Below are 24598 nucleotides of genomic sequence, written 5' to 3' on the forward strand. Positions count from 1 at the left end.
TCAATGAATATAAAGAAACTAATTCCAATTTTAGAATGGTTACCCAACTACAATACCTCTTTATTTAAAGGAGATTTAGTTGCTGGTTTAACTGTGGGTATTATTTTAATTCCACAAGGTATCGCCTATGCACTAATTGCTGGTTTACCACCAATATATGGCTTATACTGTGCACTTGTTCCACAAGTTATGTACGCCATTTTTGGTTCTTCTAGGCAGGTAGCAGTTGGTCCTGTAGCCATGGATTCTTTAATAGTTGCCACTGGTGTATCTACTTTAGCAGTTGCAGGTTCAGAAAGTTATATTGCAATAGCCATTTTGTTGGCTTTTATGGTTGGCGCTATTCAGTTAATCATGGGTTTTTTTAGTTTAGGTTTTATTGTAAATTTTTTATCTAAACCCGTAATTACAGGTTTTACTTCCGCAGTTGCCTTAACTATTGGTATCAATCAATTGGGTAATTTGTTAGGTGTAAATTTTGTGCAAAGCGATAAAATTCACATTATTTTAAAAGATATTTGGATGCAAATATTAGACTACAATGGCTACACTACTATAATTGGTTTGGTAGCAGTTTTAATAATTATATTCTTTAGAAGCATTCATAAAAAAATACCAAATGCTTTAATTGTGGTAATTTTAGGAATTCTAGTTGTAAAATTCTTTCAAGAAACGCTTGTAGATGTTGCTATTGTAAAAGATATTCCATCTGGTTTGCCCAGTTTTAGTATACCAGCATTAGAATTTACCCAAATTAAACAACTATTACCTATTGCATTTACATTAGTTATGGTAGGTTATTTAGAAACCATTTCTATAGGTAAATCTTTAGAAGCCAAACAAGATGATTATAGAGTAAGACCAAATCAAGAATTAATTGCTTTAGGTTTTGCAAATTTATTTGGCTCTTTTTTTAAAGCTTTTCCTAGTACTTCTAGTTTTTCTAGATCTGCTATAAATCAAGAAAGTGGTGCAAAAACAGGTATGGCAGCCTTAATAGCTGTAATAATGGTAGTTTTTACACTGCTTTATCTTACACCCTTATTTTACTATTTACCAAAAACTGTTTTAGCCGCCATAATTATAGTTGCTGTTGTTGGTTTGGTAAATGTAAAAGAAGCAAAATTTTTATGGAAAGCGAATCAATTAGATTTTTACTTAATGCTAATTACCTTTTTAGCGACACTCATTTTAGGTTTAAAATACGGCATAATTGTTGGGGTTGGTTTGTCTTTGGTTGTTTTAATATATAGAACATCTAGGCCGCATATTGCGGAATTAGGTAAAGTACCAAACTCTTATTTTTATAGAAATAAAGTGCGCTTTGAAGATGTAGAAATTAAAGAAGATATTTTAATTTTTAGATTTGATGCCCAATTGTTTTACGCCAATTCTAGCTATTTTAGAGATAAGTTAGACGAGATGATGCATAGCAAAGGAGCACAATTAAAATTAGTGGTTCTTGATGCTGAGAGTATAAATAGAGTAGATAGTACAGGTATAGAAATGCTAAAAGAACGTGTAAAATATTGCCAAAAAAAGGGAATTACCTTTTATTTCGCAGGCGTAAAAGGTCCTGTTAGAGACGATTTTTTTAGAAGTGGTATGTTAGATATTATAAGTAGTAATCATTTTTTTATGCGTGTAAACCAGGCAGTAAAATGTTACAGAACTGGAGATAGATCTCAACAAGAAAAATTTGCAAAATACATACACCAAGCATATTAGCATTTATTACTCTGTAATAAATGTTACCAACAAAAAGTATTAATTAGCGTTACTTTGAAGTCTAATTATTAGTTTACAATTATTATGGTTATAGAACAAATTTACACAGGTTGTTTAGCACAAGGAGCTTATTATATAGAAAGTAAGGGTGAAGTTGCTATTATAGATCCACTAAGAGAAGTACAAGACTATATCGATAAGACACAAAAAAATAACGCTAAAATAAAATACATTTTCGAAACTCATTTTCATGCAGATTTTGTGAGCGGTCATGTTACATTAGCAGAAAAAACTAATGCACAAATTATTTTTGGGCCAACTGCAAAAACAAACTTTAATGCGATTATTGCCGAAGATAAACAAGTTTTTACTTTAGGAGAATTAACAATTACTGTTTTACACACTCCAGGACATACTATGGAAAGTACCTGTTATCTTTTAAAAGATGAAAACGGCAAAGATCATGCATTATTTAGTGGAGATACCTTGTTTTTAGGTGATGTAGGAAGACCAGATTTAGCACAAAAAGGAACTTTAACAGAAAATGATTTAGCGGGTTATCTTTTTGATAGTTTACGCAAGAAGGTTATGCCTTTGGCAGATGATGTTATTGTATATCCTGCTCATGGTGCAGGTTCTGCTTGTGGAAAAAACTTAAGTAAAGAAACTGTGGGCACAATTGGCAATCAAAAAGCAACCAATTATGCTTTAAGGGCAGATATGTCTAAAGACGAATTTATAAAAGAAGTAACAGACGGTTTATTGCCTCCTCCTGCATATTTTCCTTTAAATGTAAAGTTGAATAAAGAAGGATATCAAGATGTGGATAAAGTAATTGAAAGAAGTGCAAAACCTTTAAATGCTAAAGAATTTGAGGTGCTTGCAAATGAAACAGATGCAATTATTTTAGATGTAAGGCATCAAGAAGATTTTATAAAAGGATTTATACCACAATCTATTTTTATAGGAATTAATGGCGGATTTGCACCATGGGTTGGGGCTTTAATTAAAGACATTCATCAGCCTATTTTATTGGTAACGCCAGCAGGCAAAGAAGAAGACACAATTACCAGATTATCTCGTGTTGGTTTTGATAATGTTTTGGGTTATTTAGATGGAAGTTTTAACGCTTGGAAAAGTACAGGAAAGGAAATTGATGCTTTAGAATCTGTTTCAGCTTTAGCGTTAGCAGAAAAAATAAAGGAAAATGCTTTTGTCTTTGACGTTAGAAAACCAGGAGAATTCAATAGTGAACATATAGAAAATGTACCCAATACTCCTCTAGATTTCATAAATAATCACATTACAGAATTTCCAGAAAAAGCACCTTTTTATGTGCATTGTGCAGGTGGTTATCGTTCTGTAATTGCGGCTTCTATTTTAAAAGCTAGAGGTTTTCATAATGTTATAGATGTTGCTGGAGGTTATGCAGCAATTAAAAAAACAGCAATTAAAACAACTGCTTTTGTTTGTCCATCAACTTTAAAATAATAGTAGTATGAAATATTTTTTAAATTTATTTATTTGTAGCTTATTTTTTATGAGTTGTAATTCACAAGAAGATATAAAAACAATTACTACAGCGCAATTAAAAGTACTTTTAAAGAAAGAAAACATTCAACTTATGGATGTGAGAACACCGAAAGAAAGAAAATTGGGTGCAATACAAACTGCAATTTTCACTAATTATTTTGATGCTGATTTTTTAAGAAAAGCGACAAAAAAATTAGATAAAAATAAAACGGTTTATTTGGTTTGCAGAAGTGGAAACAGAAGTGGAAAAGCTTGTAAATTACTAAAAAAAGAAGGCTATGATGTGGTAAATGTTTTAGGAGGTTTTAATCAATGGAAAAAAGAAAATTAAGATGACAACAACAGCAATACAAATAGAAAATTTAAAATGTGGTGGTTGTGCAGCAACCATAAAAAAAGAAATTTTAACTATAGAAAACGTAAAAGAGGTATCTGTTAATGTTGATAAATCTTTAGTTATAATTACTCAAGAAAATGCAGATTTAGGTGTAATAAAAGAAAAATTATCTAAATTAGGTTATCCAGAAGTGGGACATAAAAATACCATTGTACACAAAGCAAAGTCTTTTGTAAGTTGTGCTATTGGTAAAATGGATGGCTAAAATAAGAGACTGTCTAAAAAGTGGTTTTAAATGGTCATTTTATTATTTAGTAGAAATCTAAACGATTTAATTTAAATTAAATCGTTTTTTGGGCTTTATCGCTAATATACTATTTGTTTTAAACGAAACACATTTGATTGTACTTATGCTAAAATGTAAAAATTCAACGCTTTTTAGACAAATTCTTTTTATTTATGTTAGTAATATTTAGCCTAAATATGTACGTAACATTTGTGTTTTAGATGTAGATCTTAAACGTATGATAGCTTTTTGTTTTACCTGCCTTACACGCTCTCTAGATAGGTTAATTTGTTCACCAATTTCTGTTAAGCTAGAAGGAGTTTCATTACCAAGTCCAAAAAACATTTTTAAAACCTTAGCCTCTTTAAAAGTAAGTGTTTGTAAAGCCCTATTTACTTCAATATCTAAAGATTGCTTCATTAAATTTTTATCTGGTTTTGGTGATTCGTCAGATTGCAGTACATTATATAAATTAGATTCTTCTCCGTCTTTAAAAGGAGCATCCATAGATATATGTCTTCCAGAATTTTTCATGGCTTGCTCTACATCACGCTCTGTCATGTCTAGTTTTTGCGCAATTTCTTTGTATGTTGGTTCACGTTCACCATTTTGCTCTAGACTAGCGTAAATTTTCTTTATTTTACTTATACTTCCTATCTTATTTAAGGGCAATCGCACAATTCTAGATTGTTCTGCAAGCGCTTGCATTATGGCTTGTCTAATCCACCAAACAGCATAAGAAATAAATTTAAAACCTCTAGTCTCATCAAAGCGTTTTGCAGCTTTCACTAAACCTAAATTACCTTCATTTATTAAATCAGATAACTTTAAACCTTGCCCTTGGTATTGTTTAGCCACAGACACTACAAATCTTAAATTTGCGCTTACTAAAGTATCTAAAGCACGGTTGTCTCCCTTTTTTATTTTTAAAGCAAGTTCCACTTCTTCATCAGCAGTAATTAAACCAATTTTACTAATTTCTTGAAAATATTTTTCTAAAGATTTTGCGTCTCTATTGGTTACTTGTTTAACAATTTTAAGTTGTCTCATGTGTTTACTATTTAAGTGAAATTAATTTAGAAGTAGAAGAACAAATGTTCTATGAAATAAAAAAATGGTACTAAAAAAGGATGAAAATAAATCGAGTTAGAAAGCAGAAATTCTAAAGGAATTTAACGACACTAAGAACGTGGTTAAATTAAACTGATACGTTTTTGTGAAAATAGATTGTAGTGTATTCATCCTATAATGTAAAAATACAAAAAACGAGTCATTTATACAAAAAATGACTCGTTTTATATGATTTTTAACCTTTTTTGACTAAAAATTGAAGTTTTTAAAGTAAAACCGTAATTATAGTAAATTCTGATATAAGTTTTGATTAAGAATTTTTTGATTTTCTAATTTACGAGAAACCAACCAGTTTAAAAAAGAACTTACTCTTTCAGAATTCATAAAACCACAGGTTTTTTCTGTTCCAAAATAAGCTTTTGTAGCAAGTATAGTTTCTTTTAAATTGATATTTTCTTTATCATAATCAGTTACGTATTTCTCTAAAATCTTTACAGATTCATCTATATGGTCACCTGCAAAAAGAAATCCTTTTTTAGTGGCTTTTATAAAATTAAGACAAGCTTCTTTTTTGCGTTCCAATACTTCTTTTTTTGCAAGAACTACAGGAGAATATCCGTAAGGAATATCACTATCTTTTAAAGACCATGTATGTAAAGCTATGTTTTTGCCTTTAGCCTCTATTCCTTCCCAATTGTCAAAAATCCAAGTGGCATCTGCTTCACCGTTTATCAATCTATTCCAAATGCCTAATTTATCTGGATATGTAATTTTAAAGTTGCCAGTACCACCATTATTTTTTACCAATTCTTGTATAATTTTATCTTCATAACGCGCTTTGTACGAAGCATAAATTTTACCATCTAATAATTTAGGACTTGTTAAATTATTAGATTTTAAAGAAGCAATACTGCTTAAATCTTCTTGTAAAATTGCATAAATTGCTACAGCATTTACTACATTTTGTTTGTTATTTAAACTAATAACGGTTTCAAATGGCGCAATTGCAAAATCTGCAATTTCTAATTCTAATTTTTTACCAGGTGTAAGTTTATAATTGTCATCTAAAGGGTTTATAATGTCTAAAGAAATACCTTCAGCATTATAAAACCCTTTTTCTTTTGCAATAAAGAAACCTATATGATTTACATTTGGTGTCCAATCTAAAGCTAGTTTTAAAGTAGTCATTCTTTTTAGCTTTAGAAACGTAAGTTTAAACCAACCAAAAAGTTTCTAGTTGCTTGCGGATAAAATCCTGCAAAGTCACCAGTAATTGTATTTCCATTTCCACCATCAAAATCAAACGTTCCATAATAACCTCTATCTACATACTCTTCACTAAAAATATTATTTATTAAAGCCGTAATTGTAATCGATTTAAAAATCTTTTTTGGATTAATTTGATAAACAATATTTAAATCACTTGTAAAAAAGTCTTCTAAAAGATCTGCATCTGAAACAGCACTGTTTAAATTACTCATAAACTGTTGTCCTACATATTTAGATAGGAAAGAGATTTGAAAATTATTTACGGGTTGATAAGTAAAAATATTACCAGCTACAATGTTTGGCGAAAAGGAGATGTTTGTACTTCCTAAATCTTCTAAATTTCCATTAATTGTAGATACAAAGTTTCTGTTTCTATTCTGACTAAAAGCTGCATTTGGTCTAATTGTAAATTTGTCTGAAATTTTAATATCTGCATCAATTTCTAAACCTAGTCTATAACTACTTCCAGAAGTAGCTCTAACAGGCTGACCAACATCATCAATAGCACCAGTTAACACCAATTGGTTTTTATAATCCATGTAATATAAATTGGTATTTATTTTTACATTTTCTTTGTTTAAACGCCATCCAAACTCATAATCATTTAAAGTTTCTGGTGTAGAAACTCCATTTTCAAAATCGTTTCTATTGGGTTCTCTATTGGCAACTGCAAAAGAGGCGTATAATTTATTATTGCTATTAATTTTAAAGTTTGCACCAAACTTTGGATTAAAGAAATCAAAATTTGCATCTACATCTACAGGTATTCTGTCTGAAGTTAAACCTGCCGTTTGGTAACTTACAAACCTTCCTTGTAAATCTAAATAACCAGAAAATTTTTCTGAGATTGCAAAAGTAGCTTTAGAAAAAACAGAAATATCGCTTTTTGAAGCATCAGAAAAATAATAACGATCTCTAATATTGGTGTTTGGCGCTAAATTTTCTCCCCAAATTACTTCTCCAAAATGATCTCCAGTATAACTAGAGTAAGAAACACCTGAAATTAAATTAATGTCTTCTGTTTTGTAATTGGTGTTAAAATTAATTACGTAAAAATCATTATCTAACCAACGTCTTACAATAACATCACTGCCTTCTTCAATTAAATTATTAAAGTCTGCAGCACTCTCTTCTTCTCTAAATTGTTCAAAAAAACCAGCACCTTTAGTATAATTTAAACCTAAATTTGTAGACCAGTTTTTGTTTATTTGCTCATTCCAGTGCAACTGATAATGGTCTTGTTGGTAATTATCCGTTTCATTGTCATAAGTATATGGGTTTTGCCTTCTATCTTCTTCCAATTGTTCTGCGGTTAAACCAAACCAAGCTTGGTAAGTTTGTTCTGTACCACCAAAAGTAATGGCTTTAATTAAGGTATTTTCATCTGTATAACTTCCTTGTAAAAAATAAGATTTTAAATCTGCAAAAGCTCTATCTACATAACCATCAGAATAAATATTAGACAAACGTCCTGCAATTTCTATATGATCGTTAATTTTACCTGTGCTAAATTTTACCGTATTTTTTCTGGTATTAAAAGAACCAAAAGAGTTATTAACTTCTGCATAAGCTTCTGTAGAAATGGCATCTGTTAAAATATTTAAACTTGCACCAAAAGCACCAGAACCATTTGTAGATGTTCCAACACCACGTTGCAATTGCAAGTTTTCTGTAGAAGAAGCAAAATCTCCTAAATTTACCCAAAAAGTACCTTGACTTTCAGCATCATTATAAGGAATACCATTAATGGTTACATTAATTCTTTCAGAATTAGAACCACGCACATTTAAATAGGTATATCCTATACCTGCGCCTGCATCTGATGATGAAACTACGTTAGGTAAGTAATTTAATAAGATAGGAATGTCTTGCCCTAAATTACGTTTGGCAATTTCTTCTTTAGATAAGTTAGAAAATGTTACAGGTACATCTGTATTTACACGAACCGCAGAAACTAAGATTTCATCTAAAACAGAAAATGCTGCGTTTAGTTGAATTAAATAATACTCATCTTTACCAATTGTAATTTTTTCAGATACTTTGTTGTAACCTAAAAAAGAAACTTCAACAGTATATGTTCCTTTTTGTAAGTTAAAATTAAAGTTTCCTAATTTGTCTGTAGAAGTACCTTTTCTAAGCTCTTTAACTACTATAGACGCGCCTGATAAAGGTTTCTTGTTTTGATCTACAACTTTACCAGAAAGTGTAAACTGTTGGGCGTTTGCAATAATGTTTGCAAACAAGAATAAAAGAAATGTAATTTTCTTCATTTTAAATGGTTTATTAAAACGAATAAAAAGAGGTAATTATTCTTGTAATTAATATTGAATAATTAGTTTTTGCAACTTAAAAAAGCTGCAGTTTTCCTAAACAGCATTACCTGTTCTAGGTTCAACGGGTATGATCTCAGCCGGTAAAAGTCTACAGTCTATAGTTTGCAGTTTACAGTTTTACTGCCTACTGCCCACTAACAACTGCTTACTAAAAACAGCACCCCTTTATGAGAACGGCGCAAAATTAAGTCGTATTATTTTAACGTGAAATAAAAAACTGGTTTATTTACTGAAACCACATTATTAATTTAGGGTTTACTTGAGAGGTATTTACATTTAATTGTATTGTAATTTTATTCGGTAAATTAAATGAAATTTATAAACAGTTGATGTCTAGTTGATAACATTAAAACGAACCAGATATATTGCCATAAAACTAATTGTTTTTAAGATTGTAATTAATTCTTAATAACTTTTACATAAACAGGTTTGTCTAAATTTAGTTTCACAAAATAAATACCTTTGGCAAAATTAGAAAGGTTTAAACTGATTTTATTGTTATCAGAAGCTTGCTGATTTGACGAAACTAACTTGCCTTTTATATCGTAAATTACGGAACTTACATTTTGATATTGCTTAGGAATATTAATTTCAAAGAAACCAGTTGTTGGGTTTGGATAAGCAAAAATAGATGTAGTGTTAAATACGTTATCGTTGGTAGATAAAGTTTCTACATTAAAGATTTGTGAAATTTTATTAACCGATAATGGAGGCAGTGTAATTGATCCTGAGCCTTCTTTAACGATTTCTAATTGGTTGCTATTGTAAGGAACACTATTTACCAAACCTAAATTGTCAAAAATTAACGCTTCGTGTTTAAAGTCTTCTGCATAATTCGCTCCATTAAAATTTAGTTGAAAACTTACGGGTTTATTGGTTAAATTAACGGCTATTACTTTTGTTTCTCCAGCTTCATTGGTAGTTGCACTTGCATTTACTGCGTTTACTGAGCCTCTAGAAACGGTTAACTTTGCAGAGGACGTAATTGTGCTTTGCAGCATTGTAGCATCTCTGTAAACGTCTTGTATAATTTCATAGGTTGATAAATAGCCTCTTTTTTGTAAGGGATAAACTGGTTGTCTTCTATCACCTACAACTACCATAGCATTTAAAACACGATTAAAACTAAACCAATTTGCTCTTTCATAAATATCTTGGTTTTCTGCCATAAACATAAATACATCTGCCATTCCTAAACAGGCTCCTCCATGTACATTACTACCTGCAGAAACTCCCCATTCTGTTAACCAAACCGGTTTTCCTGGCGCAAAACTTCTTACCCAATTTACATCTTCTGCCAATTCTAATTTTGCAGTTAACAAAGCACTATATGCATTATTACTTTCTCCAGGAATATCTGGGTCTGAACCTAAATATTTGTGAATGGTAATGGCATCAAAAAAATTACCATCACCTTTTATAGTATTGTTATAATCTTGGTGAGTTCTTCTCCAACTTAAGGGCAGTGATAATTTAATATCTGGGAATTCTGCTTTTAATGCTGATGAAACTTCGGTTGCAGCTGCTAAGTACATTTCTGGTGTTTCTGTTCTTAGTGCTCTTTGTCCTCTCCAAAAATGTTCGTTTCCTAATTCTATAGCTTTTACTTCTAAGCCTAAACCAATATCTTTTTTGGCTCTTGCAACACTGCTTGCTCCATCATCAAAATTAATGGTATAGGTCCACATCATGTCATAACCTTCGCCTCCTGTTCTGTTCTTTTTTCGGGTATTTAATGCTGCAATACCATTGATATGTCCTTTTATAAATTTAACGTAGTTATTTAATACTGCTTGATGATTTCTATTATCGTAACTGTCTTGTTGATAACCATCTGTTTCCCAATCGTAGAAATTTGCCCAAACACCATGAGGAAATCTGATGGTTACTGGGTTAACCAATTCTAAAAAATCTTTTTGAGTTCTCGTATCAAATCCTTCTATATTATAACCAATCAATTTATTGTTAAACACTTCTTTTTCAGCCGTATTTACATCTAAAGTAGCTGTAATTGTATTGGGTAAATTAAAAGGGTATTCCTGTGCGTTAGTTAAGTGAATAACAAAGCTAAAAAGAAAACATAAGACTATTGATTTATGTATCATATAAAAAAATTTTAATGCCATAATAAAGTTCTGCAAAATACTTCAACAAACTCTTATTAATATCCTGTACAGTACTGATTGATACTATGTAAACTAACAAATAGGTATTACTTTAGAAGTCTAGTGCTTTTTTTAATAAAGTTAATTGACAATTATTTTTTAATCACTTTTACAAAAACTGGCTTGTCTAAATTTACCTTCACAAAATAAATGCCTTTGGCAAAATTAGAAAGGTTTAAACTGATTTTATTGTTATTAGATACCTGGTGATTTGACGAAACTAACTTGCCTTTTACATCGTAAATTAGAGAACTTACATTTTGATATTGCTCAGGAATTTTAATTTCAAAAAAACCAGTTGTTGGGTTTGGATAAGCAAAAATAGATGTGGTATTAAATGCGTTATCGTTGGTAGATAAAGTTTTGTTAACCACTTCTAAATATGCTTTATTATTTGCATCTGTATTTAAAACTTCGTCTAAAAAAGTAAGTTGTTGTCCTTCGCCTATATACATAGAAACAGTTGCAGTTTCTTTATCTGCTGCCTCTTTTGTTCTTACAATGGCAAATCTTCCTGTAAATTTAATTCCCAAAGCAACAGATTCATAAGTACTCCAATTATATTCATTTGAAATGACATAATCCGTAATTAAAATATCATCAACTTTAGAGACTACTTTAACCCCAACTATTTTGTCTTCTTCATACAAATGCTCAGCTGATTGTATCGTACTTTCACTATTGCCAGAAGGTTCATATATGGCTATAAAAGGTTTATCCCAAGCTTCTCCGTATTTTCTTAAAACAAGTAGTTGTGTGTCTTTTTTATCATAACCATTTTTTACAGCTTTTGTTGGTGGCGCTAAAGCGGATGTATATTCTCTAGCTACACCTTTTGGTATAGTAACATGCAAGTATTTATTATCAAATGCTATATCAAATCTAGCAGAAATACTTGCATCTGTCAATCCAGAGGTTTTGGCTTCTGAAAACCAACGCCAACCTGGTTGTTTTCTAGAATCTCCAACATCATTTTGATAACGGTTTGGTGTACTTGTTAACATTAGTGGATTGTTTTCACTATTAATCTGCAAATCATCTCCTAATCCGTGAAATAAATAATCATGAAAATTATTAGATGCATATGAAAAAGATCTATACATATCAACATAATAGCCTGTTGTAGGGCTAGTTCTAATAATACTATTTGTTCTTTGTTGATTTACATTATTGATATTATCATCTAAAAATTGTGTAGCAAAACTAAAATTACTGCTAATAGGATCTTCATAAACTGCAGGTTCACTAGCTTTTAAAACAATAGGGTCTACTATATTTTGCCACGTACTGTTTCCATTTAATTTTGGTCCTCTACCTGATGCTCCGTTTACAATTATAGTGTTATGAGCAGCATAAGAAACTGCATATTGCTCGTGAATATCTGAACCATAATTAGAACTTCCATAATCTGGACCAATTACATAACCAGCTCCATAAATTTCCATATCTAAACCTGTTGCATGTGTATGCACGTAGGTACCACCACCTGTGTAATACATTAATCCGTAATCTATATTATTTGTTGCAACATCATTTCTTTGCATTACAACACCTGCATGTGTTGCTTTTGCAGTAGTATATATTTTATCTCCTGCATCACTTACAGTATCTTCTAAATTTATACCCCAAAGTAATTGTAAAGGATTATTCCATTCTAATCTTTGGGTTTCGATTACAGGAATGTAACCACCGTCTTTAGCATATATTTTTTTAAGTGTTGTTGCTGCTCTATTTTTTAAAGCTGCATATCCTTTTCTATCTGCAATTTTTAAAACGGTTCTAAAAATATGTGCATGGTCTGCAAAATCTCTGTTTATGTCTCCATAAGCCATAGTTGCTCCATTTGGATACAAGAAATTCTCATAAATAAAAATACTTTCTAAAAGATCTTTGTTGTTTTCTACGATGTTTAAATCAGGTTTATATTGGTCTACAGCATTCATCATTTGAATAAAAAGCGCGTGCGTAAATTTTGCATAACCAGCAGATTCTGGCCATAAACTTTCTTCACTAAATCTATCTATCATCCAATTGATGCCTGGTTGTCTAGAGTTTCCTGCACCATTTAGTAATTTATCAAACAAATTATCTCTTACAGTTTTATCTTCAATGGCTAATGCACTATACAAACCTCCTGGCAATTCTAAAACTGGATGATTGGAATTGTTACCTCCCACATTTATAACATTATTTGCCATAACTTCAAATGCTTTTTGGGCTGTATTAAAGTTGAAAGGAATATTTGTAGCTGTATCTAAATCATACACTTTAGTTTCTGATTTTGATAGAAAAGGTTGCACAAAATCGTAAATCATTGCAACTCTTGTAAACAATTCTCTACACTGAATTAAATGACTGAAATTTGGCTGATAAAATTGTAAAGTGCTAGGATTTTTATCACTTAATAATCCTACATAATGATGTAAAATATCTGAAGCAAATTGGGCATAAGTATCATCATCAGTTAAAAAATATAATATTCCAGCTTCTACAGCAGCATTTAAGGTTTCTCTGTAAATGGTTCTATCTCCTGGAATATCTGGAATGGTTGCTAATATTGCAGCTGGATTGCTAGTGTGATTGTTTTTTGCTGTTTCTTGTCTTGAGACTAATTGTGTGTATAAAGACAAAGCCCATTTGTGCTGGCGAATATTATCTACAATATCTTGCCTTTCTGCGTAAGAAGTCCAAATATTTGGAAACTTTCTGGTTACATATTCTTCTGGAGTATCTTGTAAATCGATGTTTGGTTTTGTTATTCCATCAGCTAACAAATCTAGCATTTCTATATTATCGAACTCAAAAATACCTAAACCTGATAGGGAAGTGGCTTGAAATTTAAAACCACTGATTGCTGCTTTGGGTAAAGCTGTGTTTTTTAAAGAAAAATCATTAATTACTCTGGTTGTTCCAACCCAAACATCCATTTTTTCATTGGGTACAAATTCTACACCTCCATCAGGAGAAATGTAAGTTTGATTCTCTCCAGAATTGTTAACTACAAATGTTATGGTTTGTTTTCCAGAAAAAAAGTTGGAACCACCAACTCCTCCAATATTGTCTACTGTAGATATTCTAAATTGATTAGAATTATCTTTTCCTATTAAACCAATTCTACTAGCATACGTAGAACTTTGCCCAAAAGAAGCAGTAGAAAAATTGGAACCTATAAATACGGTAAAAGATGGGTTTTGTGTGCCTTGTTGATAATTGTTTAGCTCAAAATCAAACTTTAGCTGAACAAATTTTGGGTCTGTTTCAAAGTCAAAATTGCGGTAAGCAAACATACTAGCTCTGCCAGTTCTTTCAAACTTTAAGGCTCCGTTTGCAATGCTATTTGTAGCACTAGAACCTGAACCTATATTATTAAACTGACCAATATTTGGGTTTGCACTTTCGTAGGCTGAAACAGCTGTTGAGCTTTCGAAATCTTGCGTAAATATTTGGGCTTCAATAGTTATTGAAGCAAATAGTAAAATTGCAATTAGAAGTATCTTTTTTTTCATATTAACAAAATATATCTAAAGATACAATTTTATGAACCCAAACTTATCCTGTACTATCCTTAATAAAAAAAGCATCTAGATACATCTTAATCGTGTTAATTTAATTTTACACTATACTTAAATGACCCCGATTTTATAATCTCCATTTTATTTGGCAATTGTACTTTCGCCGAACAATTTGGTGGAATAACAACAAAATATTCATAAGTAGTATCATCTATTTTTTTCCATTCCGCTTTAATTTCTCCGTGAATGGAGTTGTAACTTGCTTTCGCAAAATCCATCGCTTTTATAAAATTAGGTTTTAAGATGATATTTTGAAACCCAGGATTGGATTCATCTACATTAATACCAACTATATGTCTGTAAAAGAAATTATCTACAGCACCCATAAAATGATGAATGTTAGAAGAAGTGAACTTGTAACCTTCTGGCAATGTTGTCGCACCATTTTTAATCATCCACCCAAAAGATGGCCATTCTTCATTAACTACTACTTTATGCATCATATCTGCATATCCATTTTTTGGCAAATATTCATATGCAGAATGCACAGTAAATATGCCACCCCATATATGGTAGTCTTTATCTTTTACAATATTATTTACTACCTTTTTTTCTAACTGTTTTCGATATTTTTCTGGCACAATGGCGTAATTCAATGCCAAAATGTTGACTACTGGTAAAAATTCGTGAAACGGTTTTAATCCAACATATTCTACTTTTTCCTCATCAAAAGCCCATTTTTGAATGCCTTTGTGTATACGATTAACTTGTTGTTCTAATTGTTTTTTATCTTTCTTTTTGCCCAATTTATCAGCCATATAAGCCATACGTTTTAACACTAAATAGAAATTCATAGAAGCAATTACTTCATTTCCACCAGGCTTACCACCTCCTTTATACGTAGCATCATAAGGCGTAACCCAATCATTAAACCGTTCTTTAAACATACCGTCTTTTTCGGGAATATTATTGAATTCCCAAGAGCGTTTTATAAAAAGCATCATTTTATCCCAATACAAATCAAACAAACGTGTATCGTTATAATATTGGTACATATACCAAGGAATATGAATACCAGCAGATGACCATAAACTTGATTTTCCTGGACCATAATAATTAGCAGGAACTATTGCAGGAATTCCACCAAATTCATCTTGTCCATCAAAAATATCTCTGGTAAATTTGGTCATTAAAGCAGCTAAATCGTAATTCGCCATTCCAAATTCCATTCCTGTAACTGCATCACCTAGCCAGCCATTTTTTTCACGATGTGGACAATCTGTAGGAATGCTATGTAAATTAAAAATTAATGATTTTCTACAGATATCGTGTACTGCATTTACGGTTTTGTCAGACGATTCAAAATGTCCCACTCTTGGCACATCAGAATGCACATATTTTACTTCAACATCCTCTAATTTAAACTTTAGTTTTCTAAAACTTTTTACTTTTATATAGCGAAAACCTTTATATGAGAATCGACATTCCGCATATTCCACACCACCACCTTTACAAATATACGCCATTTGCTGAAGTCCTCCTGGTTGTTTTGCTGTAATAGGATCTTCATTTTCACCAAAATAAATAGTAATACGTTGCCCTTTTTTAGCATTTTTGATACGTAAACGTACCCAACCAGACATATTTGTACCTACATCAAACCATTGTCCTCTACTTGAATTTTTTGTAGCTATTGGATGAAATGTTTTGGTAACACGAATTGGCTCGTTCATTTGAGAAACCAATTCTCCTCCTGGATTTGGTGCAGGATTCACTGTATCCCAATTAGCATCATCTAAACCAACTTTACTCCAACCTTTAATTTCTTTAGAGGCATCGTAAATTTCTCCCATATGTGGACCATCATACACTACAGGGCCGCCTGTAACTTTCCAGCTTAAATCGCTAACAATGTCTTTACTAGTACCATCTTCATAATCTACCTTAATTCTACATATTAATTTTGGCTGACCAATCCAACTTCCTTTTTTGTAAAAGCCCCAATGATCGTAAGCCATCATACCATAAAAACCACGACCTAGCATAACACCAGCCATATTTGCGCCATTTTTTACCTGCGCTGTAATGTCGTGTGTAGCATATAAAATTGTTTTCCTATAATCTGTCCAACCAGGATCTAAAACAGAATTCCCGATTTTTTCGCCATTAATGTATAACTCATAATACCCTATTCCACTAATATATGCCTTGGCACTTTTAACCTTCTTTTTTACATTAAATCCTTTACGTAAAAGTGGGGCAGGGTCGTGTTTTTTGTCATTATAAAATTGATAACGTTCAAACATACTTAGTCTTGCTCCAAAGTAACTTGGTAATTGAAATTCTGTGGCTTGAGATTCGATATCTTTTTTTCGCCACCATTCTGTCTCCCATTCTTTTTGATTTTTCCAAGCAATCCATTGGGCGCCTTTCCAATCTTTTTTTTCTAATAAACCTGTTGAAAAATATGCAGCTTTGCTCCAAGACGACACTTTATTGTGCTTATCCCAAATCCTTACTTTCCAATAATATTCTGATGCAGCTTTTAAAGGTTTCCCTTTATAAACTATTTGAATATTATCTGAACTTTTTACTTTTTTAGAATTGAAAACGTCTCCAATATTATTATCAATATTTTCTTTTGAAGTTGCTACTATTATTTGATAAGCTTTTTGAAATTGACTAGATTCATCTGATTGTAATTTCCAAAAAAAACGTGGTGCTTCTGTATCAACTCCCTCTGGATTATTTCGATATTCAAGTTTTAAATCATAGGGTTCTATTTGTGAAAAACTGGAAATCGAAAAAAAGAGTACAAATGCAAAAGTTAAATATTTGTTTCTCATCTAAAATCTTTTTTAATTTAAAAAAGCTTCTTGATATATTGAATCAAGAAGCTTTTTATGTATTATTTATATCTAGTCAAATTTATTAATTTACCTTTCTCAACTTTACTCCACTTAATCTTGTTTTACCTTCTACAGCTTTAAAGTCGATGGTAATTCCATTGGCATCATCCACAGAAATTAAGAAACGTTTGGTAACACCTCTGTCATCTCCATAAGTTGCTTTTAAATTTAAATTAGACCAAACTTTTTTACCATTTACTAAAATATCCATACTGTTGTCTTTTTTAGATTTTAATTCTGCTAAAGCTAAAGACAACTCGTAAGTTCCTTTTGGTACATCAAATTTATAAGCTTCTATACCTATTAATTGTGTTTGATAAATAGGATCATTTTCTGTTCCTTTTACACTAACATCTGTACCAATAGTATTTCTTCTTTTACTTGGGTGTCTTAACAATTCGCCACCAACATAACCAAAACTACCTTTTGTGTACGCTTGATCTGGCATCCATAAATAATCTACATTATGAGATTCTATAAAGTAACAAGTAGAACCTACATTTACAGCAATTTCTTTAAACGGATTAGAAGTGCTATTTAAGTTTTTTGGCTGTAGTGTAAATTCTATATTGGCAAAATCTTTCACTGTTTTACCATCTTTTTTAGAAACTACTTCAATTAAATTTTCGCCTTGTTGTAAAGGCACATTAAAAGTTGTAGAAGCAAAATCAAATGCTTTTTTACCTAAAGATGTTCCGTTTACAAATAATTCTACTTCTTTTCCATTACCAACAACAACAATAGGTTGTGTTGCTACATTGCCACCTTCAGTATCTGCAATACCAGCTCTTTTTACCCAAGATTTAGAAGCAATTGCCAAAAATGGTGTTTTCTTTAATAATGCTTGATATAAATAATACGCATCTTTTTTCTCTCTAGTTGCAGAAACTAAACCTTTGTTATTTATGTGAGGTACAGCATCTTTTCTGTGTTCTACTTGAAAATCTGCGTAGTTCCAAACATTGGCACCTACAATTTCTGGCATGTCTAAAATTGTTTTCATGTATGCTTTATGCAAATCGAATTGATATTCCATACTAAAATCAAAACGAGTAGGATTGTAAGAACGAATTCTTGGATCTGCTCCACCACCATATTCACTTAAAATAAAAGGTTTGTCTGGGTCCAAAGCTAAAGAACGTTCTACTAAACTTCTTAAGTTTTTATCAATATCTTCTAACTCTTCTACATACCAACCAAAATATTTATTGTATCCAATAATATCTGTTATACGAATTCCAAAATTATCTTGGTATGCTGGTTCTCTAAAAAATACAGAGTACGAACTTCTGGTCTTATCTTCGTCTTTAATGGTTTTTGCTAAAACTTTGTGAGTTTCTACAAAATGTTTAATGTAATCTTCGCCTAATTTTTTAGGCTCTTTCATTGTGGTTTCGTTTCCTAAATTCCAAGCTACAATTGCAGGGTTGTTGTAGTTGTAACGAATAGCTTCTTTAAGCATTTTAATAGTATTTTGTTTACCAGCTTCATTTGCAGCAGCTTTGTCTACAAAAGGAATTTCTAAAGTAGCTACAAATCCCATTTTGTTACACATTTCTAAAATAGCTGGATCTTGTGGATAGTGGGCAATACGTAAAAAGTTAGAACCCATTTCTTTTAACAAACGCATATCGTTTCTATGCACTTCATCACTTACGGCATTTGCTTTTCCGTAAAAATCTTGATGTCTACACGTACCTAATAATTTGGTTGATTTTCCGTTGATAAAAAAACCTTTTTTAGCATCAAAACTAAACCATCTTAAACCTACAGGGTTTTCAATTCTGTCGTAAATAACTCCTTTTCTATCTACAATTTCTGTAATTAATTTGTACAAATATGGGTTTTCTGGAGACCATAATTTTGGATTTTCAACAGAAAAATCACTAAAAGTATCTTTACCAAACTTAGTCTTAGTTTTTACTTCTTTTACCAAATTATTATTCGCATCAAACAAAGATTGTTTTACATAATATGTACCTTTTTTTGGTCTTATCAATTTAGATTCTACAGAAACTTTTGCAGAAGCTTCAGAAACTTCTGGAGTTCTAATAAAAATAGCGTTTGCTCCTAAGTTTGCTACTTCAAAATGCACTGGTTTGGTAATAATTAAATGTAAATCTCTATAAATACCTCCATAAAAAGAAAAATCTGCTGCTTGTGGCACAATTTCATCATTATGTTCATTATTTACTTTAATGGCAATTTCATTTTTTCCTGCTTTTAAGGCAACTGTAATGTCTCTTGCAAAAGAGGTGTAACCACCAATATGATCTTCTCCAACAGGTTTCCCATTCACAAATAATGAAGTAACTTGATTTGCGCCTTCAAAAAATAAAAACACCTGCTGATTCTCATATACTTGTGGAATTTCCATAGTTTTTTTATACCAAGCTTCTCCTCTGTAGTAGCCATCTTCATCATCTAAAATATCTTCTGTATTCCAAGAATGAGGTATGGTTACTGTTTCCCAATTTACAGTGGTTGCAGGAGAAAATGGTTTTTCAACTTCACCTTTGTAAAAATGCCATGCATCGTTTATGGTTTCTATATGCCTTACTTGTTGAGCATGCATAATTGCTCCAAAATGAGCCATCAATAAAAAAACTACTATTTTTTTCATTTTAAAATATTTAATTTAGTTCGTGTTTATTTCGTTTTGAAAGATAAATCAACCTCATATTTTAGAAAAGAAAATACTGCTAAATCTTTATTAAATAGGATGGTAGATTTTTGTTTATAATTCCCTTTGGTAATGGTTTCTTGCCATTTAGACCAAGACACATTATTTTTTTCTTTATTATAGTTTGCTACTCTATATTTAAGTTTTGTATTTGGAGGAACATTAAAAGTGGCGCTAATTTTAAGAGACTCTTTATTTGTAGCATTTGGATTTGCATTATAGTTGTAGGCCAAAATATGATATCTATTTTTAGTTGTATCTTTTGCAAAAATAGCATCAATATAATTTTCTTCTGTTTCTGATTTACCTTGTTTTGTGTTTTCAAAATAAGTATCTCCTTCCATTGCTAATAACAATTTACTTGCTGGTGCATATGAAGCGCCATTGCCCCACTGAAAAACATTTTGCATATTATTTTGATAAAACATCTTCATTAACCCAACCATAAATGAATTTTGATGCGCGTTTGGAGCGCTTTCAAAAGCATTACCTGCTTTGCTTAGCTTTTTAATTAAAGAATATTCGTGCATTTCTAGTTTGGCATTTTTATTCCATTCTGGAGTATCTTTAATTACTGCAAAGTCTTTTGCATAAACTTCATTAAAATTTGTTCTTCCTGCTTGGTGGTAAAAAGGGTAATAGGAAACCCCAACAAAATCGTAATGTGCTTTGTTAATTTTTGCCCATTTTACAAAATCTCTTCCCCAAGCTTTTTTAGAGGTTCCCCAAAGAAAATGGGTACCTACTTTTGCGTTTGGAAGTACAGAATGTATAGCAGTTACAGAGGTTTTGTAAAACTTAAAAAACTGCTCTTTTGTGCCAGACCAATGCGTTGGTGTGCCTATTTCTCTACCAATATCAAACTGAATGTTCTGGATTTTATCTTCTCCATACGTAGTGATAAGAAATCGCATCACTTCTTTTAAATAATTCTCCCAAGCTTTATAATCTCTAGGTGGTTCTGCGTTTCCGTAAGTGGCTACTTTTAAAGAATCACCAACCAATTCTCCTTTTGCATTTCTTTGAAAAGCCCAAGAAGGATTGTCTAAAACAATTTGATGAATTCCTTTACCATCATTAAATATACCATCCAACTGCTTTTTTAGCAAGCTAAAATCTGTATAGAATTTTTTAGATTTAGCATTCCATTTGTAAGAGTCTTTACTTAGGTCTGCAACTCCTTTTTTGGCAATACCTCCCAAAGGTCTTACAATACAAAACTTTGCATTTTTATTATTTGCCGGATTTACGCCATTAATAGGTGTAATTCTATTGTACACATTTAAGTGATATGGCATTGCTTGTTTGGCATTAGCAACATCTGTAAAATCTGATGCTAATACAATTTGTGCTTTTGAAACACATGAGAATCCTACAAGAAGCAAAAGTAGTAATAAGCACTTTTTCAAATTTTTATACATTTTTATATTTTATCATTATTTTAAACTTCCTGTTATACATTGTATTTTAAAGAGGATTTAAAAATTACGAATTCCTGGCACTATTTTAATAGAATAATCTGCTTTGTCTTTTCCCCATTTTAAGACAATTAATTTTTGGGTTTTTGTATCCCAAATAAAATCTGCTGGATTTGAATGTTTAGTAGTTTTATAGACTTCTAGTCCCACATTTTTTAGCGGATTGTAATACATTACAAAGTCATTATTCACAATAATTGAAAATCCATCTGGATAGTGTCTGTTTGCGCCTATAAAAATTTTAGAAGCACCTTTTTTATTGTCTGATTTGAAATGTATATTCAATTCTCTTTTGGCAAAGTTGAATAAAAAGGATTGAATATCACCAGCAATGGTTTGTGGAAAAGGTCTGGAAATAACATCTGTAATGTATTTACGTTCAACAGTACCTGCATCTGTTTTATCACTAAAGATAGACCACGTTGATGGTCCTCCAGCAAGAAAATTTTGCATAGTTCTGTTTCCTAAAAACCAAGCTTTTATAGAACCTACACCCATTTGATCAAAAACTTCTGCCGTTTTTATATATAGTTTTCTATATTCTAATTGCCCTAATTTACCAACCATTGTGGTATCTGTTTTTGCAAACGTTGGAAAACCCCATTCTCCAATTAAAATGGGTGCTTTTAACATATCTGATTCCCTTTCAAAACGATCCATGTTTTTTTTGATAAAATCGACGTTATTTTGATAAATATGTGGTGCAAAAACAATGTTTTTACGATTTATGGCTGAAGTAATTTCCGAATACTGGTTGTTGTCTATTTTTTCTCCTTTATTCATAAAAATAGATTGAAATAAAATCTTTTTATCAGGATTTATTTTTTGACTTTCATCAATAATTCTTTGGTATAAAGGAACTAGATATTTATCCGTTAAATCGTTGTAAGATATTTTCATATCTAGTTTTCTAGGCTCATTAACCACATCATAGCCAACTACGTAAGGTTCTTCTGCAAATCGTTCCCAAATAACCTTCCAAGCATTTATGTAAGTAGTATATTGTTTGTCTTTTTTATTCTCCCAAAACTCTTCCCAAACAAATTTATCCACTCCGTAAACGGTCATTTTAAACACTGTTTTTATATCGTGATTTTTACCTAAGGCTACTAATGAATCTAATTTTAGCAAATAATTTGGCTCTAGTTTTCCGCCAGGAAACTTACTCAATTTACCTAATTCTAGACGAATTACTTGATGATTGGCTCCCATTCGAACCTGTCTTGCATAATCATCGCTATTAAAAAATACTTCACCTTTATGATCGTTTGTATTTATTACAAAACCTCTAGGTATGATATGCCTTCCTTGGTTATCTCTTAAACCATGTTTTATTTGAGAAAAGCCAGTAGTTGTAGTTGCCAATAAAAGGAATACTATAAAATTTTTCATATTATTTTTTTGATATTTCAGTAGTAATCGTTTTACTTGGTTCAAAGCCAATTCTGTGCGCTTTTACCATTATCTTGCTGTTAGCTGCTACCTGAAAAGGTTGGGTATATATTTGCCAAGTTTTAGCTTTTGGGTCTGTTTTGTATCCAATAGAAGCGCCTTCTGTGGGACAGTTAATAATAACTGTATCACTCTCAAAAGTTATAAGCGGATTTGCTGTTACTGGCTTTGTTTTTTTGCCATTCCATAATTTTGCTACCAATTCTTTTTCTGGTAAACTAGGGTTGTCTTTAATTTCTGCAAGCCATCTGTCCATTTCATTTCTTAACTCAACTAATTTTTCTTTATATTCAGGTTTTTCGGCTAAGTTATTCAACTCATAAGGATCATTTTTACAGTCAAATAATTCTTCTTTAGGTTTATTTTCTCTAAACCATTGCATTTGAATTTCATTCAATTTCCCTTCACTTTTCAACTTCAATAATTCTTGCATAGCCGGAATTTTTTCTCTGTAAGCTACTGGTAAATAATAACCTTGTTCTGGTCTGTAATTTCTAATATATTTGAATTGGTTATCTCTTACAGCTCTAATAGCATCTGTAAATCCATCAAAACGATCTGCGGCGGCATGTATATATTTACGAGGTTTTTTTGATTGATAATTGCCTAAAAAAGCTTCACCCTGCATATAACTTTTAGGTTCTTGGTTGATTAAAGAAAGTAATGTAGGTGCAAAATCTACAAAACTAACTAAATTATTAAATTTTGTTCCTGCTTTTACTTTATTTGGAAAACGAACGATCATTGGTGTGTTTAATCCTGAATCATAAATCAGTCTTTTTTCTCTTGGTAAAGGGCCTCCATGGTCACCATAAAACATAATTATGGTGTTTTCTAACAAGCCATCTTCTTCCAATTGTTTTAAAACAGCACCCACTTGCTTATCCATTTCTGCAATGTTATTGTACAATTTCCATAAATCTCTTTGGGTAACTTCATTATCCACTAAATAGGGTGGAACTTTAAATTTGGTGTCTCTTGAAATATGAATAGTTGTTTCAGTTTCTGTCATTCTTCCTTTTGCAGCAGAAGGCTTGGTTTTTGTTTTCCAAGAATAACTTCTATCTCCAGATTGGTAGTGTCTTGTTTCTATATTTCGATGACCATAAGGCTCAAACAAACCAGATTCGTGCGTATCTGTAAAATTAAATACTGCAAAAAAGGGTTGATCTTTTCCTCGGTTTCGCCAATGTGCATAAGGGCTACTTTCATCCCATGCTGTAATTGGCGCTGCAAATTGATAATCTGTTTTATAGTTATTTGTACAATAATAGCCATTCATTCGCATTAACTCACTAATCATTTTTACTTCAGATGGAGGAACAGCATCATATTTTGGTAATCCTGTTACTGCTGTATATGATGTTGTACGCATATGGTTTGCTCCAATGCTTGATGGGTACATACCTGTTGCTATTGCAGCTCTACTAGGTGCACAAACCCCAGATGTTGAATATAAATTCGGGTAAATGACGCCCTCTTTAGCTAGTCTACTTAAATTTGGAGTTGCAACTGTGTTGTCTCCAAAAGGAGGGATGTAAGCCCCCATATCTTCTGTAACCAACCAAAGAATGTTTAAAGGTTTTACTTGTGCCTCTTCTTTTTTTACATTTTTACATGCTACTAAAAAAACAATGGTAAGTAATAATGGTAAGTACGTTTTTATATGATTTGGTTTCATAGGTTTCAGTTGAAATTACTTTCTCAAAAATAGAAGAAGAAACAGGTAAAAGAATCCTGTACTGTTATGAGGTTTGTTTTTGATGAAAACACGTTTAGATTTTTTTATTCAATGCTTTTTTTGGGTTAAGAGGGGTTTTAAATATTTTAAAAACGGATATT

General features: G+C 31.4%; 14 protein-coding genes. 4 read left to right on the plus strand and 10 right to left on the minus strand.

All coding sequences use genetic code 11. The annotated features are described in order from the left end of the window. Positions 1-3: 3 nt before the first annotated feature. The 4 genes from Q0684_RS09790 to Q0684_RS09805 all read left to right on the plus strand — a co-directional run bounded on the left by Q0684_RS09790 (position 4) and on the right by Q0684_RS09805 (position 3863). Entirely contained in the window at positions 4-1728 is a 1725-nt protein-coding gene (locus tag Q0684_RS09790) for a solute carrier family 26 protein (protein WP_299015968.1), read from the plus strand. 84 nt (positions 1729-1812) lie between these two features. Further along, a complete protein-coding gene (locus tag Q0684_RS09795; protein WP_299015971.1) occupies positions 1813-3219 on the plus strand; it encodes a rhodanese-like domain-containing protein in 1407 nt (468 codons plus the stop codon). A gap of 7 nt (positions 3220-3226) precedes the next feature. Further along, the gene (locus Q0684_RS09800) at positions 3227-3592 is read left to right on the plus strand and encodes a rhodanese-like domain-containing protein (RefSeq protein ID WP_299015974.1); all 366 of its coding nucleotides are present in this window, start codon (positions 3227-3229) and stop codon (positions 3590-3592) included. Position 3593: 1 nt separating this feature from the next. After that, the gene (locus tag Q0684_RS09805; protein WP_299015977.1) at positions 3594-3863 is read left to right on the plus strand and encodes a heavy-metal-associated domain-containing protein; all 270 of its coding nucleotides are present in this window, start codon (positions 3594-3596) and stop codon (positions 3861-3863) included. Positions 3864-4070: 207 nt separating this feature from the next. On the opposite strand, the gene Q0684_RS09810 is transcribed toward Q0684_RS09805, so the two are convergent. The 10 genes from Q0684_RS09810 to Q0684_RS09855 form a co-directional block, all read right to left on the minus strand. Continuing rightward, positions 4071-4934, minus strand: coding sequence for an RNA polymerase sigma factor RpoD/SigA (locus tag Q0684_RS09810; protein WP_299015983.1), 864 nt, complete (start codon positions 4932-4934; stop codon positions 4071-4073). A gap of 303 nt (positions 4935-5237) precedes the next feature. Then, on the minus strand, positions 5238-6143 hold the full coding sequence (locus tag Q0684_RS09815; RefSeq protein ID WP_299015986.1) for an ABC transporter substrate-binding protein: 906 nt from the start codon (positions 6141-6143) through the stop codon (positions 5238-5240). Positions 6144-6154: 11 nt separating this feature from the next. Then, entirely contained in the window at positions 6155-8494 is a 2340-nt protein-coding gene (locus Q0684_RS09820) for a TonB-dependent receptor (RefSeq protein ID WP_299015989.1), read from the minus strand. Positions 8495-8955: 461 nt separating this feature from the next. Continuing rightward, positions 8956-10662, minus strand: a complete 1707-nt coding sequence (locus Q0684_RS09825) for a T9SS type A sorting domain-containing protein (protein ID WP_299015992.1) — start codon at positions 10660-10662, stop codon at positions 8956-8958. 152 nt (positions 10663-10814) lie between these two features. Beyond that, positions 10815-14228 (minus strand): T9SS type A sorting domain-containing protein, encoded by a 3414-nt coding sequence (locus Q0684_RS09830; RefSeq protein ID WP_299015998.1) that lies wholly within the window; start codon positions 14226-14228, stop codon positions 10815-10817. 95 nt (positions 14229-14323) lie between these two features. Continuing rightward, positions 14324-17080, minus strand: coding sequence for a family 78 glycoside hydrolase catalytic domain (locus tag Q0684_RS09835; RefSeq protein WP_299016001.1), 2757 nt, complete (start codon positions 17078-17080; stop codon positions 14324-14326). An 85-nt stretch (positions 17081-17165) separates the two neighbouring features. Next, a complete protein-coding gene (locus Q0684_RS09840; protein WP_299016004.1) occupies positions 17166-19766 on the minus strand; it encodes a glycoside hydrolase family 2 TIM barrel-domain containing protein in 2601 nt (866 codons plus the stop codon). 26 nt (positions 19767-19792) lie between these two features. Continuing rightward, a complete protein-coding gene (locus Q0684_RS09845; RefSeq protein WP_299016007.1) occupies positions 19793-21235 on the minus strand; it encodes an alpha-1,4-L-rhamnosidase in 1443 nt (480 codons plus the stop codon). Between the two features lie 69 nt (positions 21236-21304). Beyond that, positions 21305-22696: a cellulase family glycosylhydrolase gene (locus tag Q0684_RS09850; protein WP_299016010.1), complete on the minus strand. Its 1392-nt coding sequence runs from the start codon at positions 22694-22696 to the stop codon at positions 21305-21307. Between the two features lies 1 nt (position 22697). Then, positions 22698-24437 (minus strand): sulfatase, encoded by a 1740-nt coding sequence (locus Q0684_RS09855; RefSeq protein WP_299016013.1) that lies wholly within the window; start codon positions 24435-24437, stop codon positions 22698-22700. Positions 24438-24598: the final 161 nt, after the last annotated feature.

Source organism: uncultured Polaribacter sp., assembly GCF_947503875.1.
Taxonomy (GTDB): domain Bacteria; phylum Bacteroidota; class Bacteroidia; order Flavobacteriales; family Flavobacteriaceae; genus Polaribacter.